The sequence below is a fragment of the Citricoccus sp. CH26A genome (assembly GCF_000224415.1).
Lineage (GTDB): Bacteria > Actinomycetota > Actinomycetes > Actinomycetales > Micrococcaceae > Citricoccus.
The window spans coordinates 47,846-63,978 of record NZ_AFXQ01000005.1 but is presented as its reverse complement, the minus strand read 5'-3'; the positions used below and the strand labels follow the sequence as shown (position 1 = coordinate 63,978).

The window sequence follows — 16,133 nt, the reverse complement described above, 5'->3', positions numbered from 1 at the left end:
CCCTCGGGGGGGACCGGCCGTGGCCGGCACGACGAGAGCACGACGAAAGAGGGGCCCTACCTCGATCGGTAGGGCCCCTCTGGCGCTGACGTCAGGTCAGTGCCGCTCAGTTCACTTCAGCAGTGCGCGGGCGGCCCGGGTCCACGCGGCGGTGACGTCCTCGGCGAACCGGATCTGGGTGACGGCGGCGTCCTGGACCCACTGGACCTGGGCGGCGTCGACCATCTGGCGCTGCACGGCGAACACGCTGCGGGCGGCCTGGGCGTAGTTGTCCACGACGAGGCGGCTGCCGGACTTGGAGGAGTCCATCATCGCCGAGTTGACCTCGTGCACCCGCGCGGAGTTCTCCTGGAAGCTCTTGGCGGCCTCCTGGGTCATCTTGGCGACGTGCTCGGAGTTCTCCTGGAGGCGCTTGGTGGTCTCCTCGGCCATCTTGGCGGCCTTGGCGTAGTTGTCGACGACGACGCGGCTGTTGGCCTTGGCCGACTCCATCATCTCGGTGTTGAACGCCTTGACGCGCTCGGAGTTCTCCTCGAAGCGCTTGGCGGCGTCCTCGACCATCTGGGTGAGGCGCTCGGAGTTCTCCTCGAAGCGATCGAGGGTCTCCTCCAGCATGGTGGTGGTGGTCTGGGTGGCCTGGTCGGCGGTGGCCTGGGCCTGGTCGGCGGTGGTGGTTGCAGCCATGGTGTCTCCTCGCGTTGATGTCCCTGGCAGCGGTGGTGCCTGCCGGTTAACAAAGTTAGCAACGTACTGCTAACTTTTTCAAGCCCGCGCGCCGCCGACCGTGTCCACCCCGGGGATCACCCCCGGGCCCCTACAGCGAGACGAGCAACAGCGTCCCGCCGAAGACCAGGCCGGAGGCGATCAGCACCACCGTGGTGTACCCCAGGATGTCCCGCATCTTCAGCCCGGCGATCGCCAGCAGCGGAATGGCCCAGAACGGCTGGACCATGTTGGTCCACTGGTCACCGTAGGACACCGCCATGATCGTGACCGCCGGGTCCACGCCGAGCTCGGCGCCGGCCGAGAGCATGATCGGGCCCTGCACCGCGAACTGTCCGCCGCCCGAGGGGACGAAGAAGTTCACCAGGCCCGCGGACAGGAAGGCCAGCAACCCGAAGGTGACCGGGGTGGAGATCGCCACGAAGGCGTCCGAGAACACCTGGATCAGTCCGGAACCGGTCATCAGGCCCAGGATGCCCGCGTAGAGGGGGAACTGCAGCAGGATCTCGCCCACGTTGGAGGCGGCGTTCTTCGTCAGGGCGATCAACTCGAAGGGGTTGCGCACCAGGAGCAGGATCAGGGCCAGGAAGGACCAGTTCACGGTGTCCAGGGTCAGCGTGCCGCCCTGGGCGAAGTGCAGGACCAGGTAGGCCGTGAGCATCAGGCCCAGCAGCAGGGTCACCACCCGGCTGGCGTCCAGCCGGTCGGCCGGGGTGACGATCTCCTCCTGTCCGTCGTCGGCGTGCTCCCGGGCGTCGATCTCCAGTTCCTTGATCCTGTCCCCGGGGCGCGGGGCCACCAGGAACAGGGCCAGGCCCACCACCAGGATGGTCGCGACGGCGGCGATCATGTTCCACGAGGAGAAGACGGTCTCGGTGATCGGCAGCGTCTCCCCGCCCAGCGGTTCGATGAGGAACGAGCCCTCCGTCGCGGCCGTCAGGGGACCGGAGGCCGAGTAGCCCATGTGCCAGACCACGAACCCGGCGAAGCCCGAGGCCACCAGCATGGGGAAGTGCAGCTTCATCCCGCGCTCGCGGCCCTGGTAGGCGACCTCCCGGGCGAGCAGCCCGCCGACCACCAGCCCCAGGCCCCACGTGATGAGGCTGGCGACGGCGGCCACCACGAAGACGAAGACGTACGCCATCAACGGCGAGCTCGGGACGCTCCCCAGGAAGGCGAGCAGCCGGCGGACCGGTCCCGTGTTGGCCAGGATGTGCCCGAGCAGCAGGATCAGCGCCATCTGCGTGATGAAGGACAGCAGCCCGGCCAGGCCGTCGCCCCAGTACAGGATCAGGTCGGCCGGCCCGGTGTCGGTGAGGATCAGGGCCAGGATCGCGACGATGAACGTCAGGGCGATCGAGAACACGAGGGCGGAGGGGATGAACCGCTCCACCACGTTGTTGATGGGGCGCATGGCCCGGGACAGGGGCGTCCCCTCCTTGCGAGGACGGGTCTCGGTGCTACCGGGCGCGCTGGACATGGTGCGGTCTCCTCATCTGCCGCCGTATCCCGGCGGCGGGCAGGTGGGGCGTGCAGGGGATCCTGCAGCCTCGAGCGTGACGCCTCTCACGGTATGGAGGGACCATGCCCCGGTCAATCCACCCCTTCCCGGTCACCCAGGATCGCCCGCCCATGCGCCCTTCCGTCCCCCGGCGTCGCCCGTCAGGATTCAGGCATGGAGACGTTCACCGCCCTCGAGGACGAGATCGTGGTCCACCTGCCCACCGGGCGGGTCTGGGAGCTGCTCACGGACTGGGCGGCCGCGCCCGTCTGGCTGCCCGGAGTGGACGAGATGCACGTCAACGGGCCGGTGGGCCCGGGCCAGGAGCTCACCTATGTGGCCGGCGGGCACGAACGCCAGTACACCCTGTCCACGTTCGACCCGGGCCACGGCCTGACCATGGTCAACGGCACGGACGACTCGGACCTGCGCGTGGAGTACGGCTACCTGTTGCTCCCGGACGGTGACTGGACCCGGGTGCAGCTGCGGGTGGCCGTTCGCTCCGTCCAGGACCTGCACGACGAGGCCGAGGACCTGGCCACCGCGCTCGCCGACGCCGAGGCCACCCAGCTGGAGGAGTTCCGCGCCTACGCGGAGAAGGCCCCCTAGTCCGGCGGCGGTCCCACGGCGTCGTGCGGCGTGACGGTGCGTGGCCGTCGTCGGGAGGGCCCCGGCGACGGCTGGTAAACTCCCGATGTAAGGCCCTCAGGTGATGTACCACACGGTCGAGTCCCGGGATGACCCCGTCGGACCGCTCGCCGGGGGCGTTTTCCATGTCGAGGGCCGGGCGGGAACATCCCTCCGGCCTGCTCAGGAGAGATGCACTCATGCCAGCAATCGCGATCGTCGGCGCCCAGTGGGGCGACGAAGGCAAGGGCAAGGCCACCGATCTGCTCGGCGGCCGGGTCGACTACGTGGTCAAGCCCAACGGCGGCAACAACGCCGGGCACACCGTGGTCGTGGGCGGCGAGAAGTTCGAGCTGAAGCTGCTGCCGGCCGGCATCCTGTCCCCGAACGCCGTGCCCGTGATCGGCAACGGCGTGGTGGTGAACCTCGAGGCACTGTTCGAGGAGATCGACGGCCTCGAGTCCCGCGGCCAGCGCTGTGACCACCTGCGCATCTCCGCCAATGCCCACCTGGTGGCCCCGTACCACCAGACCATGGACAAGGTGACCGAGCGCTTCCTCGGCAAGCGCGCCATCGGCACCACCGGCCGCGGCATCGGCCCCACCTACATGGACAAGGTCGGGCGCCTGGGCATCCGCGTCCAGGACGTGTTCGACGAGTCGATCCTGCGGCAGAAGATCGAGGGCGCCCTGCGGCAGAAGAACGAGCTGCTGGTCAAGCTCTACAACCGCCGGGCCATCACGGTGGACGAGATCGCCGAGTACTTCCTGTCCTTCGCCGAGCGGCTGCGCCCGATGGTCGTGGACTCGACGATCCTGCTCAACGACGCCCTGGACGAGGGCAAGGTCGTGCTGATGGAGGGCGGCCAGGCCACCTACCTGGACGTGGACCACGGCACCTACCCGTTCGTCACCAGCTCCAACCCGACGGCGGGCGGGGCCTCCGTGGGCGCCGGCATCGGCCCGACCCGCTTCACCCGCACCATCGGGATCGTCAAGGCCTACACCACCCGCGTGGGCTCCGGCCCCTTCCCCACCGAGCTGTTCGACGAGGACGGCATGGGCACCCGGTTGCGCACCGTGGGCGGCGAGTTCGGCGTGAACACCGGCCGGCCCCGCCGCACCGGGTGGTACGACGCCGTCATGGCCCGCCACGCCACCCGCATCAACGGCTTCACCGACTACTTCGTGACGAAGCTGGACGTGCTCACCGGCATCGAGCGAATCCCGGTGTGCGTGGCCTATGAGGTGGACGGGGTGCGGCACGACGACATGCCGATGACCCAGACCGAGTTCCACCACGCCCAGCCGGTCTACGAGTACTTCGACGGCTGGACCGAGGACATCTCCGGCGCCCGCACGATGGACGACCTGCCGGCCAACGCACGTGACTACGTCCTGGCCCTGGAGAAGATGTCCGGCACCCGGATCTCCGCGATCGGCGTGGGCCCCGGCCGCGACCAGGTGGTCCAGGTCCGCGACCTCATCGAGGACTGACCCCCGGGGTCAGCCCCGCCCCGGGTCCGCAGACTGCCGCCCGGTGTCCTGCCAGAAGGCATGCACCCGGGCGTTCCAGGCCTCCGGGACCTCCTGGAACGGCTGGTGCGCCTCGCCGTCCATCACCTCGAACAGGGCGCCGGGGATCTCCGCGGCGACCGCCCGGCCCAGGTCCGGGCGGGTGAGCGCGTCCGCACCGCCGGCCAGCACGAGCGTCGGGACGGAGATCCCGCCCAGCCGGCCCCGCGCATCATGGGCGAGGCAGGCGTCGGCGAACGCGCGGAAGTCCTCGGTGCCCTGTGGGTAGGGGAACACCATGACGTCGTCGATGAAGCGGGCCACCGTCCCGTCGTTGTGGGCCCTGGGGGTGTACACCCAGATGAAGAAGCCCTCCAGGAATTCCCGCGGACCCGGAGCTAGCTCGGCCTGCCAGTGAAGGGCCCGGAACTGGGTCCGCATGTACTCGTCGGCGGCGGCGAAGGTGCTCTGCAGCACCAGGCTGCGCACCCGGTGGGGGTGCCGCAGTGCCAGTTCCTGGGCGATGAGGCTCCCGCCGGAGAACCCGGCCACGTGGGCCGAGTCGATGTCCAGTGAATCCAGCACCGCGGCCGCATCGTCGGCGATCGCCGCGAGGGTCAGTTCTCCAGGCGGCCTCGCCGTCCGCCCGGCACCGCGGTTGTCGAACGCGGTGATCCGGTAGCGGTCCGCCAGCCCGTCCAACTGGAACTGCCACGACTCCACCGTGTCCCCGAGCCCGCCGATCAGCAGCACGTCGGGCCCGTCACCGACCTGCTCGGTCCAGACCCGCACATCACCCGCCTGCACATGCCGTCCCATGACGACCTCCCGGGTCCGTGGCTTCGCCGTCACGTCCGTAAGGTACTCGCCACGGGGCGGGAAGGCACGGATTCCGGTGCGGGCGCGCTCAGCACCTCCGCGACGAAGCCGTCCGGGCGGACGAGCACGGCGGTCCCGTCGGGCAGCCCCTGCTCCGGTGCCGCCCGGAATGCGTACACCGGCAGCTCCGGCGCCTCCGGTTCCCCGGCACCCCGCTCCGGGTCCGCGCGGGAGGGCCGTCCTCCCGACGTCGGCCGGGCCACGCCGGCGGCCTTGTCCCGGTGCCGTTCGGCCAGCTCGCGGGCGCCCCGCACGGCGGCCGGTCCGTAGGCGTGCACCTGCCACACCGGGTGGTTGAGGGCCTCGTGGTTGTCCCCGCGCCCGTCGCCGCCGGGCACCGGACCGGCGTGGCCGGCGTCGGGCACCCAGGGCAGGCGACGGCCCAGCACCCGCCCACGTCGCTGGCCCGGAGCGGGCCTGCCACCCGGCCCCATCCAGTAATGGATCCTGACCTGGGAGAGGTAGCCGAAGAACCGGCCGCCCGCCGGTGACCGGGGTATCAGCCGGAGCACCACGGGCAGCACCACCGGGACCACCACCGAGCGAACGATCCTGGCCACCGGACTCAGGGAGGTCACCGCCGCGAACACGCGGTCGGTGGTGCGAGTCAGGGTCAGCGCCACGGGCCGGCGCTCGGTCTCGTAGCGGTCCAGTGCCGCCTCGTCCGCACGGCCGGCGATGACGTCGGCGAGCAGGCACACCAGGTTCTGTGCGTCCTGCAGGCCGGTGTTCATCCCCTGGGCCCCCACGGGGGAGTGGATGTGGGCGGCGTCACCGGCTAGGAACACGGCGCCGGTGCGGAAGGCGGCCGCCACCCGGTGGTGCACCCGGTAGCGGCTGGCCCACGCGGTGTCCGCGTAGGTGATGCCGAACGTGCCGGACAGGATGGGCCGAGCCCGGGCCTCGATCGCGCGCGGGCCGGCGTCGGGCGCCTCCGAGCCGGCCCCGGGCGCGCGCAGGATGCCCAGGAGCCGGGCCCGGCGCCGGCCCTGCTCGTCCCGGCCCATCGGGAAGCAGAGCGCGAAGTGCTCCGCCGAGAAGTGGACCTCGATGCCGTCACCGGTCCCGTGCACGCCGAGCGCGTCCAGCACGTAGAACTCGAACGGGCTGGTGGTCCCCTCGAAGTCCGTCCCCAGCGCGTGCCGGACGGGGGAGGAGGCGCCGTCGGCGGCGATGACGTACCGGGCACGGACCCTCACCGGACCGGCGGAGGACTCGAGATCGACCACGGCCCGGCCCTCCGGCGTCGTCTCCAGGGACCGGAAGGAGTACCCCCAGGCGACCGGTCGCCCCAGAGTGGCCAGGTGCTCGGCGAGGATCCGTTCGTTCGCGCTCTGCTCCAGGATGTGCAGTCCCGGGAACGGCGTGATCCGGTGGCCCACCTGGTCCAAGTGCACGGTGCCGAGCAGCCTGCGGCCGATGCCGGGACTGATGTCACGGGCCGGGACGGCCGCCCGCTCCACGGCATCCGCCAGCCCGAGTTGCCGATACACCTCCAACGAGCGGGACTGCAGGCCCAGGGCGCGGGACTCGCGGGTCGGCCCGGCCTTGGCGTCCACGACGACGGCCCGCAGCCCGAGCCGGGCACACCAGGCCCCTGCCATCAGCCCGGTGGGTCCGGCGCCCACGACGAGCACGTCCGTGGCCACGGCGCGTGGAGGCGGGGAGGAGCGCGGGGAGGACGCGAGGGGATCCGGGGTGCCGGCAGCAGGCATGACCTCAGGGTAGGGCGGGGCCCGTCGCCGTTCCATGGGCGGGGGCGCTTGCCCCGCAGGGTGCTCCTCCGTCCCCGGCGGGACCCGCTACGGGCCCGGACCTTCCGCGCCGGCCCGTGCACTGGCACGATGGCCGCATGCATCGTCGCGTCGAGGTCCACGGGGCCGTCTCACCGGAGGTGGCATGGACGCGGTACCAGCGGTTCGACGCCTGGCCGGGGTGGGCGCCGCACATCCGCCGGGTCGAGGCCGACGGCGAGGTGATCCACCCCGGGGCCCGGGGGACCGTCCACGGGCCCGCGGGCCTCAGGGTGCCGTTCCGGATCGATTCCGTCGACCCGGCGCGGTGCACCTGGTCCTGGACCGTGTGGGTGCCCGGCAGCCGGCTCATCCTGTTCCACGACCTGGCGGCCGAGGGCACCGGCACCCGGGCCGGCGTCGACCTGGACGGGCCCGGGGTGCTGGTGGCGCCCTACGCGCCGTTTACGCGATGGCCCCTGCGCCGGCTGGTCCGGCCGGCCGGGGACTAGGGTGGGAGGACACCGCCGGAGAAGTCGAGGAGCACGGGCCCATGAGGATCAGCGTCGGACAATTCCGCCCCACCGGAGTGGCCGCAGAGAACGTCGCCACCATGGAACGGCTGGCGCGCCAGGCCCGGGACGACGGGGCCGGGCTCATCCTGTTCCCCGAGGAGTCCATGTTCACGGTCCGGCACGTGGCCGGCTCGTTCGCCGAGTCCGTCGACGCCGGCTGGTCCAGCTTCGTGCGCGACCTCACCCGGATCGCCGCGGACCTGCAGATCGCCATCGTCGCCGGCGGGTACGAGCCCTCGGGCACCGACCGGCCGTTCAACACGCTCGTCGCGGTGGACGCCACCGGCAGGATCATGGACAAGTACCGCAAGATGCACCTCTACGACGCCTTCAAGTACAAGGAGTCCGACCGGATCACCCCGGGCGTGCGGGACCTGTCCGTCGTGGAGATCGGCGGGCTGCGTTTCGGCATGATGACCTGTTACGACCTGCGCTTCCCCGAGGTGGCCCGGGCCCTGGCCGTGGGCGGGGCCGACGTGCTGCTGGTGCCGGCCGCCTGGTTCGCGGGCGACCACAAGGTCGATCACTGGCAGACCCTGCTCAAGGCCCGCGCGGTGGAGAACACCGTCTGGGTGGTGGCCGCCGACACCCGCAGTGACACCACCATCGGGCACTCGACGATCGTGGACCCGCTGGCCATCCCCGTGGCGTCCCTCACCGAGGAGGGCGAGGCGATCGCCACCGCCGACGTCACCCGGGAGCGCATCGACGAGGTCCGGTCCTTCCTGCCCGTGCTGGCCAACCGCCGGACCGACATCCTCGGCTGACGGGACCGCTCCCAGCAACCTCCCAGCTGGTATCCGGTCCATTCTCACGTCTGCTTCCTAGGCTGGAGCCACCTCATCAAGGTGCGAGTGATGACAGAGGGCCCCGGGCCCGGCATGATTGCGTTCCCCTCACGCAGCCGGACTACCCGGGGCCCTGCCATGTCCTGAGGCGCAGGGCAGTCCTCAGCCGCTGCCCTCCTGCCAGGACTGCCAGCGATCTCACAGTCTCCACCCGGTTTCCCCACAAGTACGGCCCCTACGCTGAAGGAGCCTCATCAAGGTGCGAGTGATGAAGGTGCGAGTGATGACAGGGGCCCCGGGCCCGGCGTATGCGATTCCCCTCCGCAGCCGGATACCCGGGGCCCTGCTCGTGCCCCCGGTCGGAGCGGAGCCCCGGTCCGACCTCCTTGGCGCATCGGTCCCATAGAGGCAATACTCGGGGACTACCGTCCAGCCGACGACCATCAGGAGGACACCATGGCATTGAAGAACCTGTTCAACCGGGCCCGCAACTACGCCAACAGCCCGGAGGGGCGGCGGCTCATCGGCCAGGGCACGGACGCCCTGCGCCAGTACGGCACGAAGAACCGGGGTGCCCAGGGCGGACGCCGTCGGTCGGGATCGAGCGGGCTCATCGGCATGGCCCAGCGCTTCCTCGGCCGCGGCGGCCCCTCGGGCACGACCCGCCGGCCCTGACCCCGCCGCATCCCGCGCCCCCGGCACGCGTTCGCGTCTGCTGCCGGGGGCACGGGCTCATGCCGGGTGGAGCAGGTCCTGTTCCTCCACGGCATCCCGGGACAGGGTCCGGTAGCCCTGCTCCTCGAACAGCACGGTGAGGCGGTCCTCGTCCACGCTCATCACGATCCCCGGTCCCCACTCCCGGTGGGTCACCGCGCTCTGCAGGGGGAACCGGTCGTCGTCGTGCGTCAGGTCCACGGCGGTGCCGTCATCGCAGTTGTCGCAGTTGCCGCAGGGGTCCGCGAGTTCCTCGCCGAAGTATCCCAGTAGGTACTGGCGGCGGCACCCGTCCGTCTCGGCGTACCCGCGCATCATCTCGATGCGTGAGCGGTCAATCCGCTCCAGCCGCTCGGCCGTCTCCTCGGCCAGCCGTGCAGCCGTCTTCGGACCCACCCTGTCCATCAGCAGCAGTCCCTCCCGGGTGGAGGCCACGGCGCCGGCGGCCTGCAGCAGGTTGACCGTGCCGGTGACACGCCGGGCGCTCACCTCCACGGCCTCCTTCAGGTGGGTCAGCCGCACCGGGCCGTCCGCTCGCTGCAGTTCCCTGACGACGGCGCTCACCACCTCCTGGTCCGCCTGCTGGGAGCTGAAGAAGCTGCGCAGGCCGAGATCCTCGCTGCGGTAGTGCAACACCACCCGGGCGTCCTCGCCGTCGCGTCCGGCGCGGCCGGCCTCCTGGTAGTAGGTGTCCAGGGAGTCGGTGATGTCGGCGTGCACCACGAACCGCACGTCCGCCTTGTCGATCCCCATGCCGAATGCGCTGGTCGCCACCACCACGTCCAGTCCGCCGTCCAGGAACAGCTCCAGGGTCTCATCCCGCAGCGCGGTCTTCTGGCCGGCGTGATAGGCCCGGGCCGTCAGGCCACGCTCGGCGAGGCGTTCGGCGTAGTCCTCGGCCGCGCGACGCGTGGCCGTGTAGAGCAGTCCCGGGCGCGGCAGGCCGGCCACCTGCTCCAGGACGGCCTCGTGCTTGTGGTGGTCCTCGTGGTGCCGGTGCACGGCCAGGTGCAGGTTGGGCCGGTCGAAGCCCAGAGCGATGACGAACGGATCGGACAGGACCAGCCCCTCCACGATCTCCTCCCGTACCGGGGTCGAGGCGGTGGCGGTGAGCGCGATGATGACCGGTGAGCCCATCCGGTCCCGGGAGGCGCCGAGGCGCAGGTAGTCCGGCCGGAAGTCATGGCCCCAGGAGGAGACGCAGTGCGCCTCGTCCACCACGAGGAAAGCCGGACGGAGGGCCCGCAACCGCTCCAGGACTGCGTCCTTGGCCAGCTGTTCGGGCGTCAGGAACACGAACTTCGCCGCCCCGTCCTCCAGGGCCTGCCAGGCACTCTCCTGTTCGCGGGCGGGGACGGAGGAGTTGATGGCCACCGCGTGCGTCGGGGCCCTCTCGGCCAGCTCATTGAGGCCGTCGCGCTGGTCCGCCTGCAGGGCGATCAGCGGGGAGACGACCACGCAGGGCCCGTCCGCCATCAGCGCGGCCAACTGGTAGACGGCCGACTTCCCGTAACCGGTCGGCATCACGGCGAGCACGTCCCGGCCGGACACCGCGGCCTCCACCGCCTCGGCCTGGCTGGGGCGCAATTCCTCCCAGCCGAAGACCTCGTGGGCGAGCCGGTGGACGTCCGTCGGAGTCGTCGTCATCCCCTCACTCTAGGAGACCGGCCGGTGGGAAGGCCCCCGTGTCTGGCAGCCGCAGTCATGGCGCTGGAACCCGGTGAACGCGGGCCGTTCGGGTGAGGGGCCTTTCAGCCTGGGCTGGAAGCGCTGGGCACCCGTGTAGACAGCGGCCTTCGCCGCGCACCTGGGCACCTGGGCGCCGATCCTCTGGGAGAACAAGGGCCGCTACGTGACCCAGCAGGGTGCTCAGGGCGCCACCGAACCCTCGCTCACCGCCTCCCCGGAGCTGCAGGAGGCCCAGGAGCAGCTTCGGCTGCTGCAGTGGACCATCCCCGCCTTCGCCGGGGCCGTGATCGTGCTGGGCGCCCAGCACGGCGAACTGCAGAGGGCGCGAAACCTCCGGCCCAAGCGACTGGACAACGTCAAGGCCGTGGCCCGTCTCGTCCCGATGAGGGGGCCCGCCGGAGTGGTCAAGTCGCTGCTGACCTTCTGACCGGGCCCATGAGGGGCCCATCGGCGGCGGCCGCCCCGAGACGGGGCGCGGCCGCCGCCGGCGGGATCAGCGGTCCAGTTCCTGGCGCCGGGAGGAGATCACGCCGGTGTTGAAGCCGGCGAGGTTCAGGCCGCCGTGGAAGCGGGCGTGCTCGATCTTCACGCAGCGGTCCATCACGATGTCCATCCCGTGGGACTCCGCCAGGTGGGCGGCCTCCTCGTTCCAGATGCCCAGCTGCAGCCAGACGGCCTTCGCACCGGCCTCGCGGGACTCCTCCACGATGCCCGGGGTGTCCTCGGACTTGCGGAAGACCTCCACGAGGTCCGGGACCTCCGGCAGGTCCTTCAGCGAGGCGTACACCGGGTGGCCGAGGATCTGCTTGCCCTGCTCGGCCAGGATCGGATTGACGAAGTAGACCCGGAAGGTGGTCGAGGACAGCAGGTAGGTCGCCACGAAGTACGACGCGCGGGCGGGCTTGTCCGAGGCGCCGACGATGGCGATCGACTCGGTCTGGCGCAGCAGCGCCAGGCGCTCCGGCGCGGACGGTCCGGTCCAGGTGCGGTCGGGCAGAACGGTGCTCACTTGGCGGCCTCCTTCAGGGCGGCGTTCACGGCGGCCTCCAGGGCCTGGTCCAGGTCCCAGAGGATGTCCTCGACGTCCTCGATGCCCACCGAGATGCGGATCAGGTCCTCCGGGATGCCGCCGGCCACGAGCTGCTCGGCGGTCAGCTGCTGGTGCGTGGTGGAGGCCGGGTGCAGCACGAGGGTCTTGGCGTCGCCGATGTTGGCCAGGTGGCTGGCCAGCTGCAGGTTCGAGATGAACTCGGCCCCGGCGTCGCGCCCGCCCTTCACGCCGAAGCTGAACACGGAGCCCACGCCCAGCGGCAGCAGCTCCCTGCCCCGCTCGTAGTGGGGGTGGGACGGCAGGCCCGCGTAGTTGACCCAGCTGACCCGATCGTCGGCCTCGAGCCACTCGGCCACCCGCTGGGCGTTGGCCAGGTGGGCGTCCATGCGCTGGGCCAGGGTCTCGATGCCGATCATCAGCTGCTGGGCCGAGGCCGGCGCGAGGGCAGGGCCGAAGTCACGCAGCTGCTCCGAGCGCAGCTTGGTCAGGAAGCCGTACTCGCCGAAGTTGCCCCACCAGGAGACGTCCCCGTAGGAGGGGACCGGCTCGGTCATGGACGGGAACCTGCCGTTGTCCCACGGGAAGAGCCCGGACTCGACGACGACGCCGCCCAGGGTGGTGCCGTGCCCGCCGAGGAACTTGGTGGCCGAGTGGATGATGATGTCCGCCCCGTGCTCGAACGGGCGGATCAGGTACGGCGGGGTCAGCGTGGAGTCCACCACGAGCGGGACGCCGGCGGCGTGGGCCACCCTGGCCAGGCCGGGCAGGTCCACGATGTCCCCGGAGGGGTTGGCCACGACCTCGGTGTAGACGGCCTTGGTGTTCGGCTGGATGGCCGCGGCGAAGTCCTCGGCCTCCATCGAGTTCACGAACGTGGTCTCGATCCCGAACCGGCGCAGCGAGACGTCGAGCTGGGTGATGGTGCCGCCGTAGAGCTTGGAGGAGGCCACGATGTGGTCCCCCGCCTGACAGAGGGCAGCGAAGGTGACGAACTCCGCGGCCATGCCGGACGCCGTCGCGACCGCCCCGATGCCGCCCTCCAGCGAGGCCATCCGCTCCTCGAACGCGGCGACCGTGGGGTTGCCGATCCGGGAGTAGATATTGCCGTACTTCTGCAGCGCGAACAGGTTCGCGGCGTCCTGGGCGGACTCGAAGACGTAGGAAGTGGTCTGGTGGATCGGCACGGCGCGGGATCCGTGCACGGCGTCGGGGACGGCGCCGGCGTGCAGGGCGCGGGTACGGAAGCCGAACTGGTGTTCTGCCACGGGGGTCCTTCCAGCAAGGGGGTGGGGCCGGTCGGCCGCGCGGTGCTGACCGCGTCCCGGTCCCGTTTCGTCCCATTGTTCCCGACGCCGGCCCGATCCGGGCAACTGGAGGACGAAAGATGACCCGGCAGCGTCAGGCGCGCATCACGGCGTCTCGAGGATCAGGAGCGTCCCCTCGTGCGCCGGAAGTGTGATCTCGAAGTCCTGGTCCCCGCCGACGGTCCCGCAGACCTCCTCGGTGAAGGCATCGATCACCACGCTGTCCTGGGCGAGGTGGTCCGACCGGACCGTGGCCGTGACGATGTCCGTGGAGAAATTCAGCACGGTGACCGCCAACTGCCCGGTCGCGGTGCGCTGCACCAGGGCCAGCAGCGCGGGGTGGGACGCGGTCGCGACGTCGAGGAGCTCCCCGGCGGCGATGCCGTGCTCCTTCCGGACCTCGAGGATGCGTGCGAGCCGGCGGGCGAAGGAGTCCTCGTCGGTCAACTGGTCCGGGATCGGCGCGTACAGGCTCCGGGCGCGGGGGAGGCCGGAGCCGGAGGACCGGGATTCGGGGGCCATGCCCATCAGGTTGTGAGCACCGCGGTTGATCCACCGGGTGTCTCCCTGGGCGATCAGCTCGGCGACCTGCTCCCGGGGCACCGGGAGCACACCCCGCAGGTCCCACCCGGACAGGGCGAAGACCCCGGGCTGCAGGGAGTTGTACATCGCCAGCAGCAGGTGTCCGCGGCGGACCTGCTCGAGCTGGTCGTCGCTGATCTGGTCCAGGTCGGTGATCCCCAGGGCCGCGGTGACCACGCTGGCCGTCGTGCACGCGATCCCGTTGGTCGTGAAGGTCAGGTTGTAGGGAGCCGCCGGCCCGGTGATCCGCTCGCGCAGGGTCGACTGGATGTGCTCCGCGAGCTCCCCGCCGGTGAGGGTCCGCCCGCCGAGCTCGAACTCCCGGTCCCGGTGCCGCACGGCGAAGTGGATGAGCTCGTAGGTGAGCTCGTCGTGGTTCTGCAGGGCGTGAACCAGGCTGGCGGCGTCGACGCCGATGGCCAGGGCCTCGCGCAGGGTCAGCCTCAGGAACTCCGTGTCCTGCGTGACGAGGGCATGGTGGTAGGCCGGCCGCGTGACGAAGTCGTAGGACAGGTCCGGGCCGGTCATGGACGTCGTCTTGATGTCGTCGATGGACAGGTTCAACTCCTGGAAGGTGAAGCCGCCGACCTTGCGCACCATGGACCCCAGGAGCTGGTTCGCCGCCTCGGACAGGGGATGGCCCTCGGACCAGCCGGCCCCCTGGTCCGCCCCCTTCTCCACGCCCAGGAAACCGTTGGCGTCCAGGCGCAGCGCACCGGCGCCCAGGTCCAGCAGGGAGTGCAGCGCGTCACCCATCACCATGCGCATGCCCGAGAACGTCGGGTCGAGCCAGTTCAGGGACGGCTGCCCGTCCTTGAAGTAGTGCAGGTAGACCCAGCGGTGCAGTGTGCCCTCGGTGTCCAGCACGGGCCGGGTCGCACTCCAGTTGGTCTCCTTGACCCCGGGCTCGTAGAAGATCACCCGCTGCAGCTCCCCGATGATGTACCCCGCGTCCTGCAGGGCGCGCTCGGACTCCCGGTCGAGATTGGCCGAGTCCTTCCCGGCGGGGACCTCGGGCAGCAGGTGCCAGTCCGACTCCGGGATGTCGATCATGTGGAACAGGCCGGGATAGTCCCGGTAGTTCATCTCGGCCAGCCGGAAATCCGCGCCCTTGCCGGTGTGACCGGGCACGATGTCATCGATGACCGTCCCGCCACGGTCCCTGGCCACGGCGCACATCGCGCGGAACTCGTCCTCGGTGCCGAACAGGGGATCGATGGCCATGCTGATGCGGTCGAAATGGCCGTCCACGCTGGGGGTGTAATTCCATCCGTCCAGCCCCCCGGCCCGTTTCAGGGGACCGGTGTGGATCGCGGTGATGCCGATCTGCGCGAAGGCGTCCCACAGGGCGGGCTTGCCCAGGGCGCCCAGGAAGGACTGCCCGGGTTCCGTGATGACGGCCAGCGGATACGAGGTCACCCACACGCTGGCGGCCTCCACGGCGCGCCGCGGATCGGGGCGGGCGTAGGCGTGCTGCCACATGCTGGCCTGGCCGGACAGCTGGCGGCCCAGCGTCTTGGCGTCCCCCAGCATGGACTGCCCGCGCAGCCACTGGACGTAGGCCGGGTTCGTCCCCACCGGTTCGAAGGGAGGCTTGGCCGCCCCGAACTGCTGGTTGCGGCGCGCCCTCGGACGGGCGGCACGGGGCCGGGCCGGGTAGAAGACCTCGTCATAGTTGACGTCCGCGGGGGTGTCCACGTCGGCGGTGGGCACGGGGATGTCCGCGGGGACGCCCCCGTCACCCTGGGAATCGGTCTCGGGAATGGGCACCCGGTCTCCTTCCATGTCACGAGGGTCACGTGACCACGCCCGGCAGTGCTGCGCGCAGTCAGGACTCATCCTTGCAGTGCTGAGCGCCGTCTGCCACCGGACACCCCTGCGGCCGGCGCTAACCTTGCCCCATGTCCACCGCCCCGGTCCGCCTCCTGCTCCTGGCCGACACCCACGTCCCCAACCGGGCGCGCGCCCTGCCGGCCCAGGTGTGGCAGGCGGTCGACGAGGCCGACGTCGTCTTCCACGCCGGGGACTGGCAGGTCCCGGAGGTGCTGGACGAGCTGGAGTCCCGGGCCCGCCGGTTGGTGGGCGTGTGGGGCAACAACGACGGGCCCGGACTGCGCGAGCGTCTCCCGGAGGTGGCGCGCGTGGAGATCGGCGGCGTCCGGTTCGCGATGACGCACGAGACCGGCGCGGCCCGCGGGCGCGAGCGCCGGATGGCGCTGGCCTTCGGCGACGTGGACGTCCTGGTCTTCGGCCACAGTCACATCCCCTGGGACACCGTGGCCGGGGCGGACACGGCGAACCCGGGGCTTCGGCTGCTCAACCCCGGTTCGCCCACGGACCGCCGGCGTCAGCCCCGGTGCACCATGATGACCGCGCTCGTACAGGACGGCCGGCTCGCCGAGGTTCGGGTGGTCCCGGTGGACCGCACTCCGTGACCGTCGGTCGACCGGGGC

General features: G+C 71.0%; 14 protein-coding genes and 1 pseudogene. 7 read left to right on the top strand and 8 right to left on the bottom strand.

The window, feature by feature from the left end:
• Window positions 1-111: 111 nt before the first annotated feature.
• Together CITRI_RS0104910 and CITRI_RS0104905 are read right to left on the bottom strand one after the other, a co-directional pair.
• Window positions 112-684, bottom strand: a complete 573-nt coding sequence (locus tag CITRI_RS0104910; protein WP_010143532.1) for a hypothetical protein — start codon at window positions 682-684, stop codon at window positions 112-114.
• A gap of 130 nt (window positions 685-814) precedes the next feature.
• Complete coding sequence (locus CITRI_RS0104905) at window positions 815-2,137, bottom strand: TIGR00366 family protein (protein WP_010143531.1); 1,323 nt, start codon at window positions 2,135-2,137, stop codon at window positions 815-817.
• Window positions 2,138-2,398: 261 nt separating this feature from the next.
• Here CITRI_RS0104905 and CITRI_RS0104900 point away from each other — a divergent pair, with 261 nt between their 5' ends.
• Window positions 2,399-2,833, top strand: coding sequence for an SRPBCC family protein (locus tag CITRI_RS0104900; RefSeq protein ID WP_010143530.1), 435 nt, complete (start codon window positions 2,399-2,401; stop codon window positions 2,831-2,833).
• Window positions 2,834-3,051: 218 nt separating this feature from the next.
• Window positions 3,052-4,347: an adenylosuccinate synthase gene (locus tag CITRI_RS0104895; RefSeq protein ID WP_010143529.1), complete on the top strand. Its 1,296-nt coding sequence runs from the start codon at window positions 3,052-3,054 to the stop codon at window positions 4,345-4,347.
• Between the two features lie 9 nt (window positions 4,348-4,356).
• On the opposite strand, the gene CITRI_RS0104890 is transcribed toward CITRI_RS0104895, so the two are convergent.
• Together CITRI_RS0104890 and CITRI_RS0104885 are read right to left on the bottom strand one after the other, a co-directional pair.
• Window positions 4,357-5,217, bottom strand: a complete 861-nt coding sequence (locus tag CITRI_RS0104890; protein WP_237708988.1) for an alpha/beta fold hydrolase — start codon at window positions 5,215-5,217, stop codon at window positions 4,357-4,359.
• On the bottom strand, window positions 5,214-6,959 hold the full coding sequence (locus CITRI_RS0104885; RefSeq protein WP_010143527.1) for an FAD-dependent monooxygenase: 1,746 nt from the start codon (window positions 6,957-6,959) through the stop codon (window positions 5,214-5,216). Before CITRI_RS0104885 ends, CITRI_RS0104890 begins: the two co-directional genes overlap by 4 nt.
• Before the next feature lie 137 nt (window positions 6,960-7,096).
• Here CITRI_RS0104885 and CITRI_RS0104880 point away from each other — a divergent pair, with 137 nt between their 5' ends.
• From CITRI_RS0104880 to CITRI_RS0104870, 3 genes are all read left to right on the top strand, one after another.
• Window positions 7,097-7,489: an SRPBCC family protein gene (locus tag CITRI_RS0104880; protein ID WP_010143526.1), complete on the top strand. Its 393-nt coding sequence runs from the start codon at window positions 7,097-7,099 to the stop codon at window positions 7,487-7,489.
• A 41-nt stretch (window positions 7,490-7,530) separates the two neighbouring features.
• On the top strand, window positions 7,531-8,319 hold the full coding sequence (locus CITRI_RS0104875) for a carbon-nitrogen hydrolase family protein (RefSeq protein WP_010143525.1): 789 nt from the start codon (window positions 7,531-7,533) through the stop codon (window positions 8,317-8,319).
• Between the two features lie 477 nt (window positions 8,320-8,796).
• Window positions 8,797-9,015 carry a hypothetical protein gene (locus tag CITRI_RS0104870; protein WP_010143523.1) on the top strand — a complete coding sequence of 73 codons (219 nt, stop codon included), beginning with the start codon at window positions 8,797-8,799 and terminating at the stop codon, window positions 9,013-9,015.
• 57 nt (window positions 9,016-9,072) lie between these two features.
• Here CITRI_RS0104870 and CITRI_RS0104865 read toward each other — a convergent pair whose 3' ends face one another.
• Window positions 9,073-10,701 (bottom strand): ATP-dependent DNA helicase RecQ, encoded by a 1,629-nt coding sequence (locus CITRI_RS0104865; RefSeq protein ID WP_010143522.1) that lies wholly within the window; start codon window positions 10,699-10,701, stop codon window positions 9,073-9,075.
• A gap of 106 nt (window positions 10,702-10,807) precedes the next feature.
• Here CITRI_RS0104865 and CITRI_RS20110 point away from each other — a divergent pair.
• Window positions 10,808-11,170 (top strand): annotated as a pseudogene (locus CITRI_RS20110) (hypothetical protein); the annotation flags it as partial.
• A gap of 66 nt (window positions 11,171-11,236) precedes the next feature.
• Here CITRI_RS20110 and CITRI_RS0104855 read toward each other — a convergent pair.
• The 3 genes from CITRI_RS0104855 to treS all read right to left on the bottom strand — a co-directional run bounded on the left by CITRI_RS0104855 (window position 11,237) and on the right by treS (window position 15,465).
• A complete protein-coding gene (locus CITRI_RS0104855; protein WP_010143520.1) occupies window positions 11,237-11,752 on the bottom strand; it encodes a CoA-binding protein in 516 nt (171 codons plus the stop codon).
• The gene (locus CITRI_RS0104850; protein WP_010143519.1) at window positions 11,749-13,059 is read right to left on the bottom strand and encodes an O-acetylhomoserine aminocarboxypropyltransferase/cysteine synthase family protein; all 1,311 of its coding nucleotides are present in this window, start codon (window positions 13,057-13,059) and stop codon (window positions 11,749-11,751) included. Before CITRI_RS0104850 ends, CITRI_RS0104855 begins: the two co-directional genes overlap by 4 nt.
• A 144-nt stretch (window positions 13,060-13,203) precedes the next feature.
• Window positions 13,204-15,465 (bottom strand): maltose alpha-D-glucosyltransferase, encoded by a 2,262-nt coding sequence (gene treS / locus CITRI_RS0104845; RefSeq protein WP_083843302.1) that lies wholly within the window; start codon window positions 15,463-15,465, stop codon window positions 13,204-13,206.
• Between the two features lie 116 nt (window positions 15,466-15,581).
• Between treS and CITRI_RS0104840 the strand changes: the two genes are divergently transcribed.
• A complete protein-coding gene (locus CITRI_RS0104840; RefSeq protein WP_010143517.1) occupies window positions 15,582-16,115 on the top strand; it encodes a metallophosphoesterase in 534 nt (177 codons plus the stop codon).
• The last annotated feature ends 18 nt before the right edge of the window (window positions 16,116-16,133 follow it).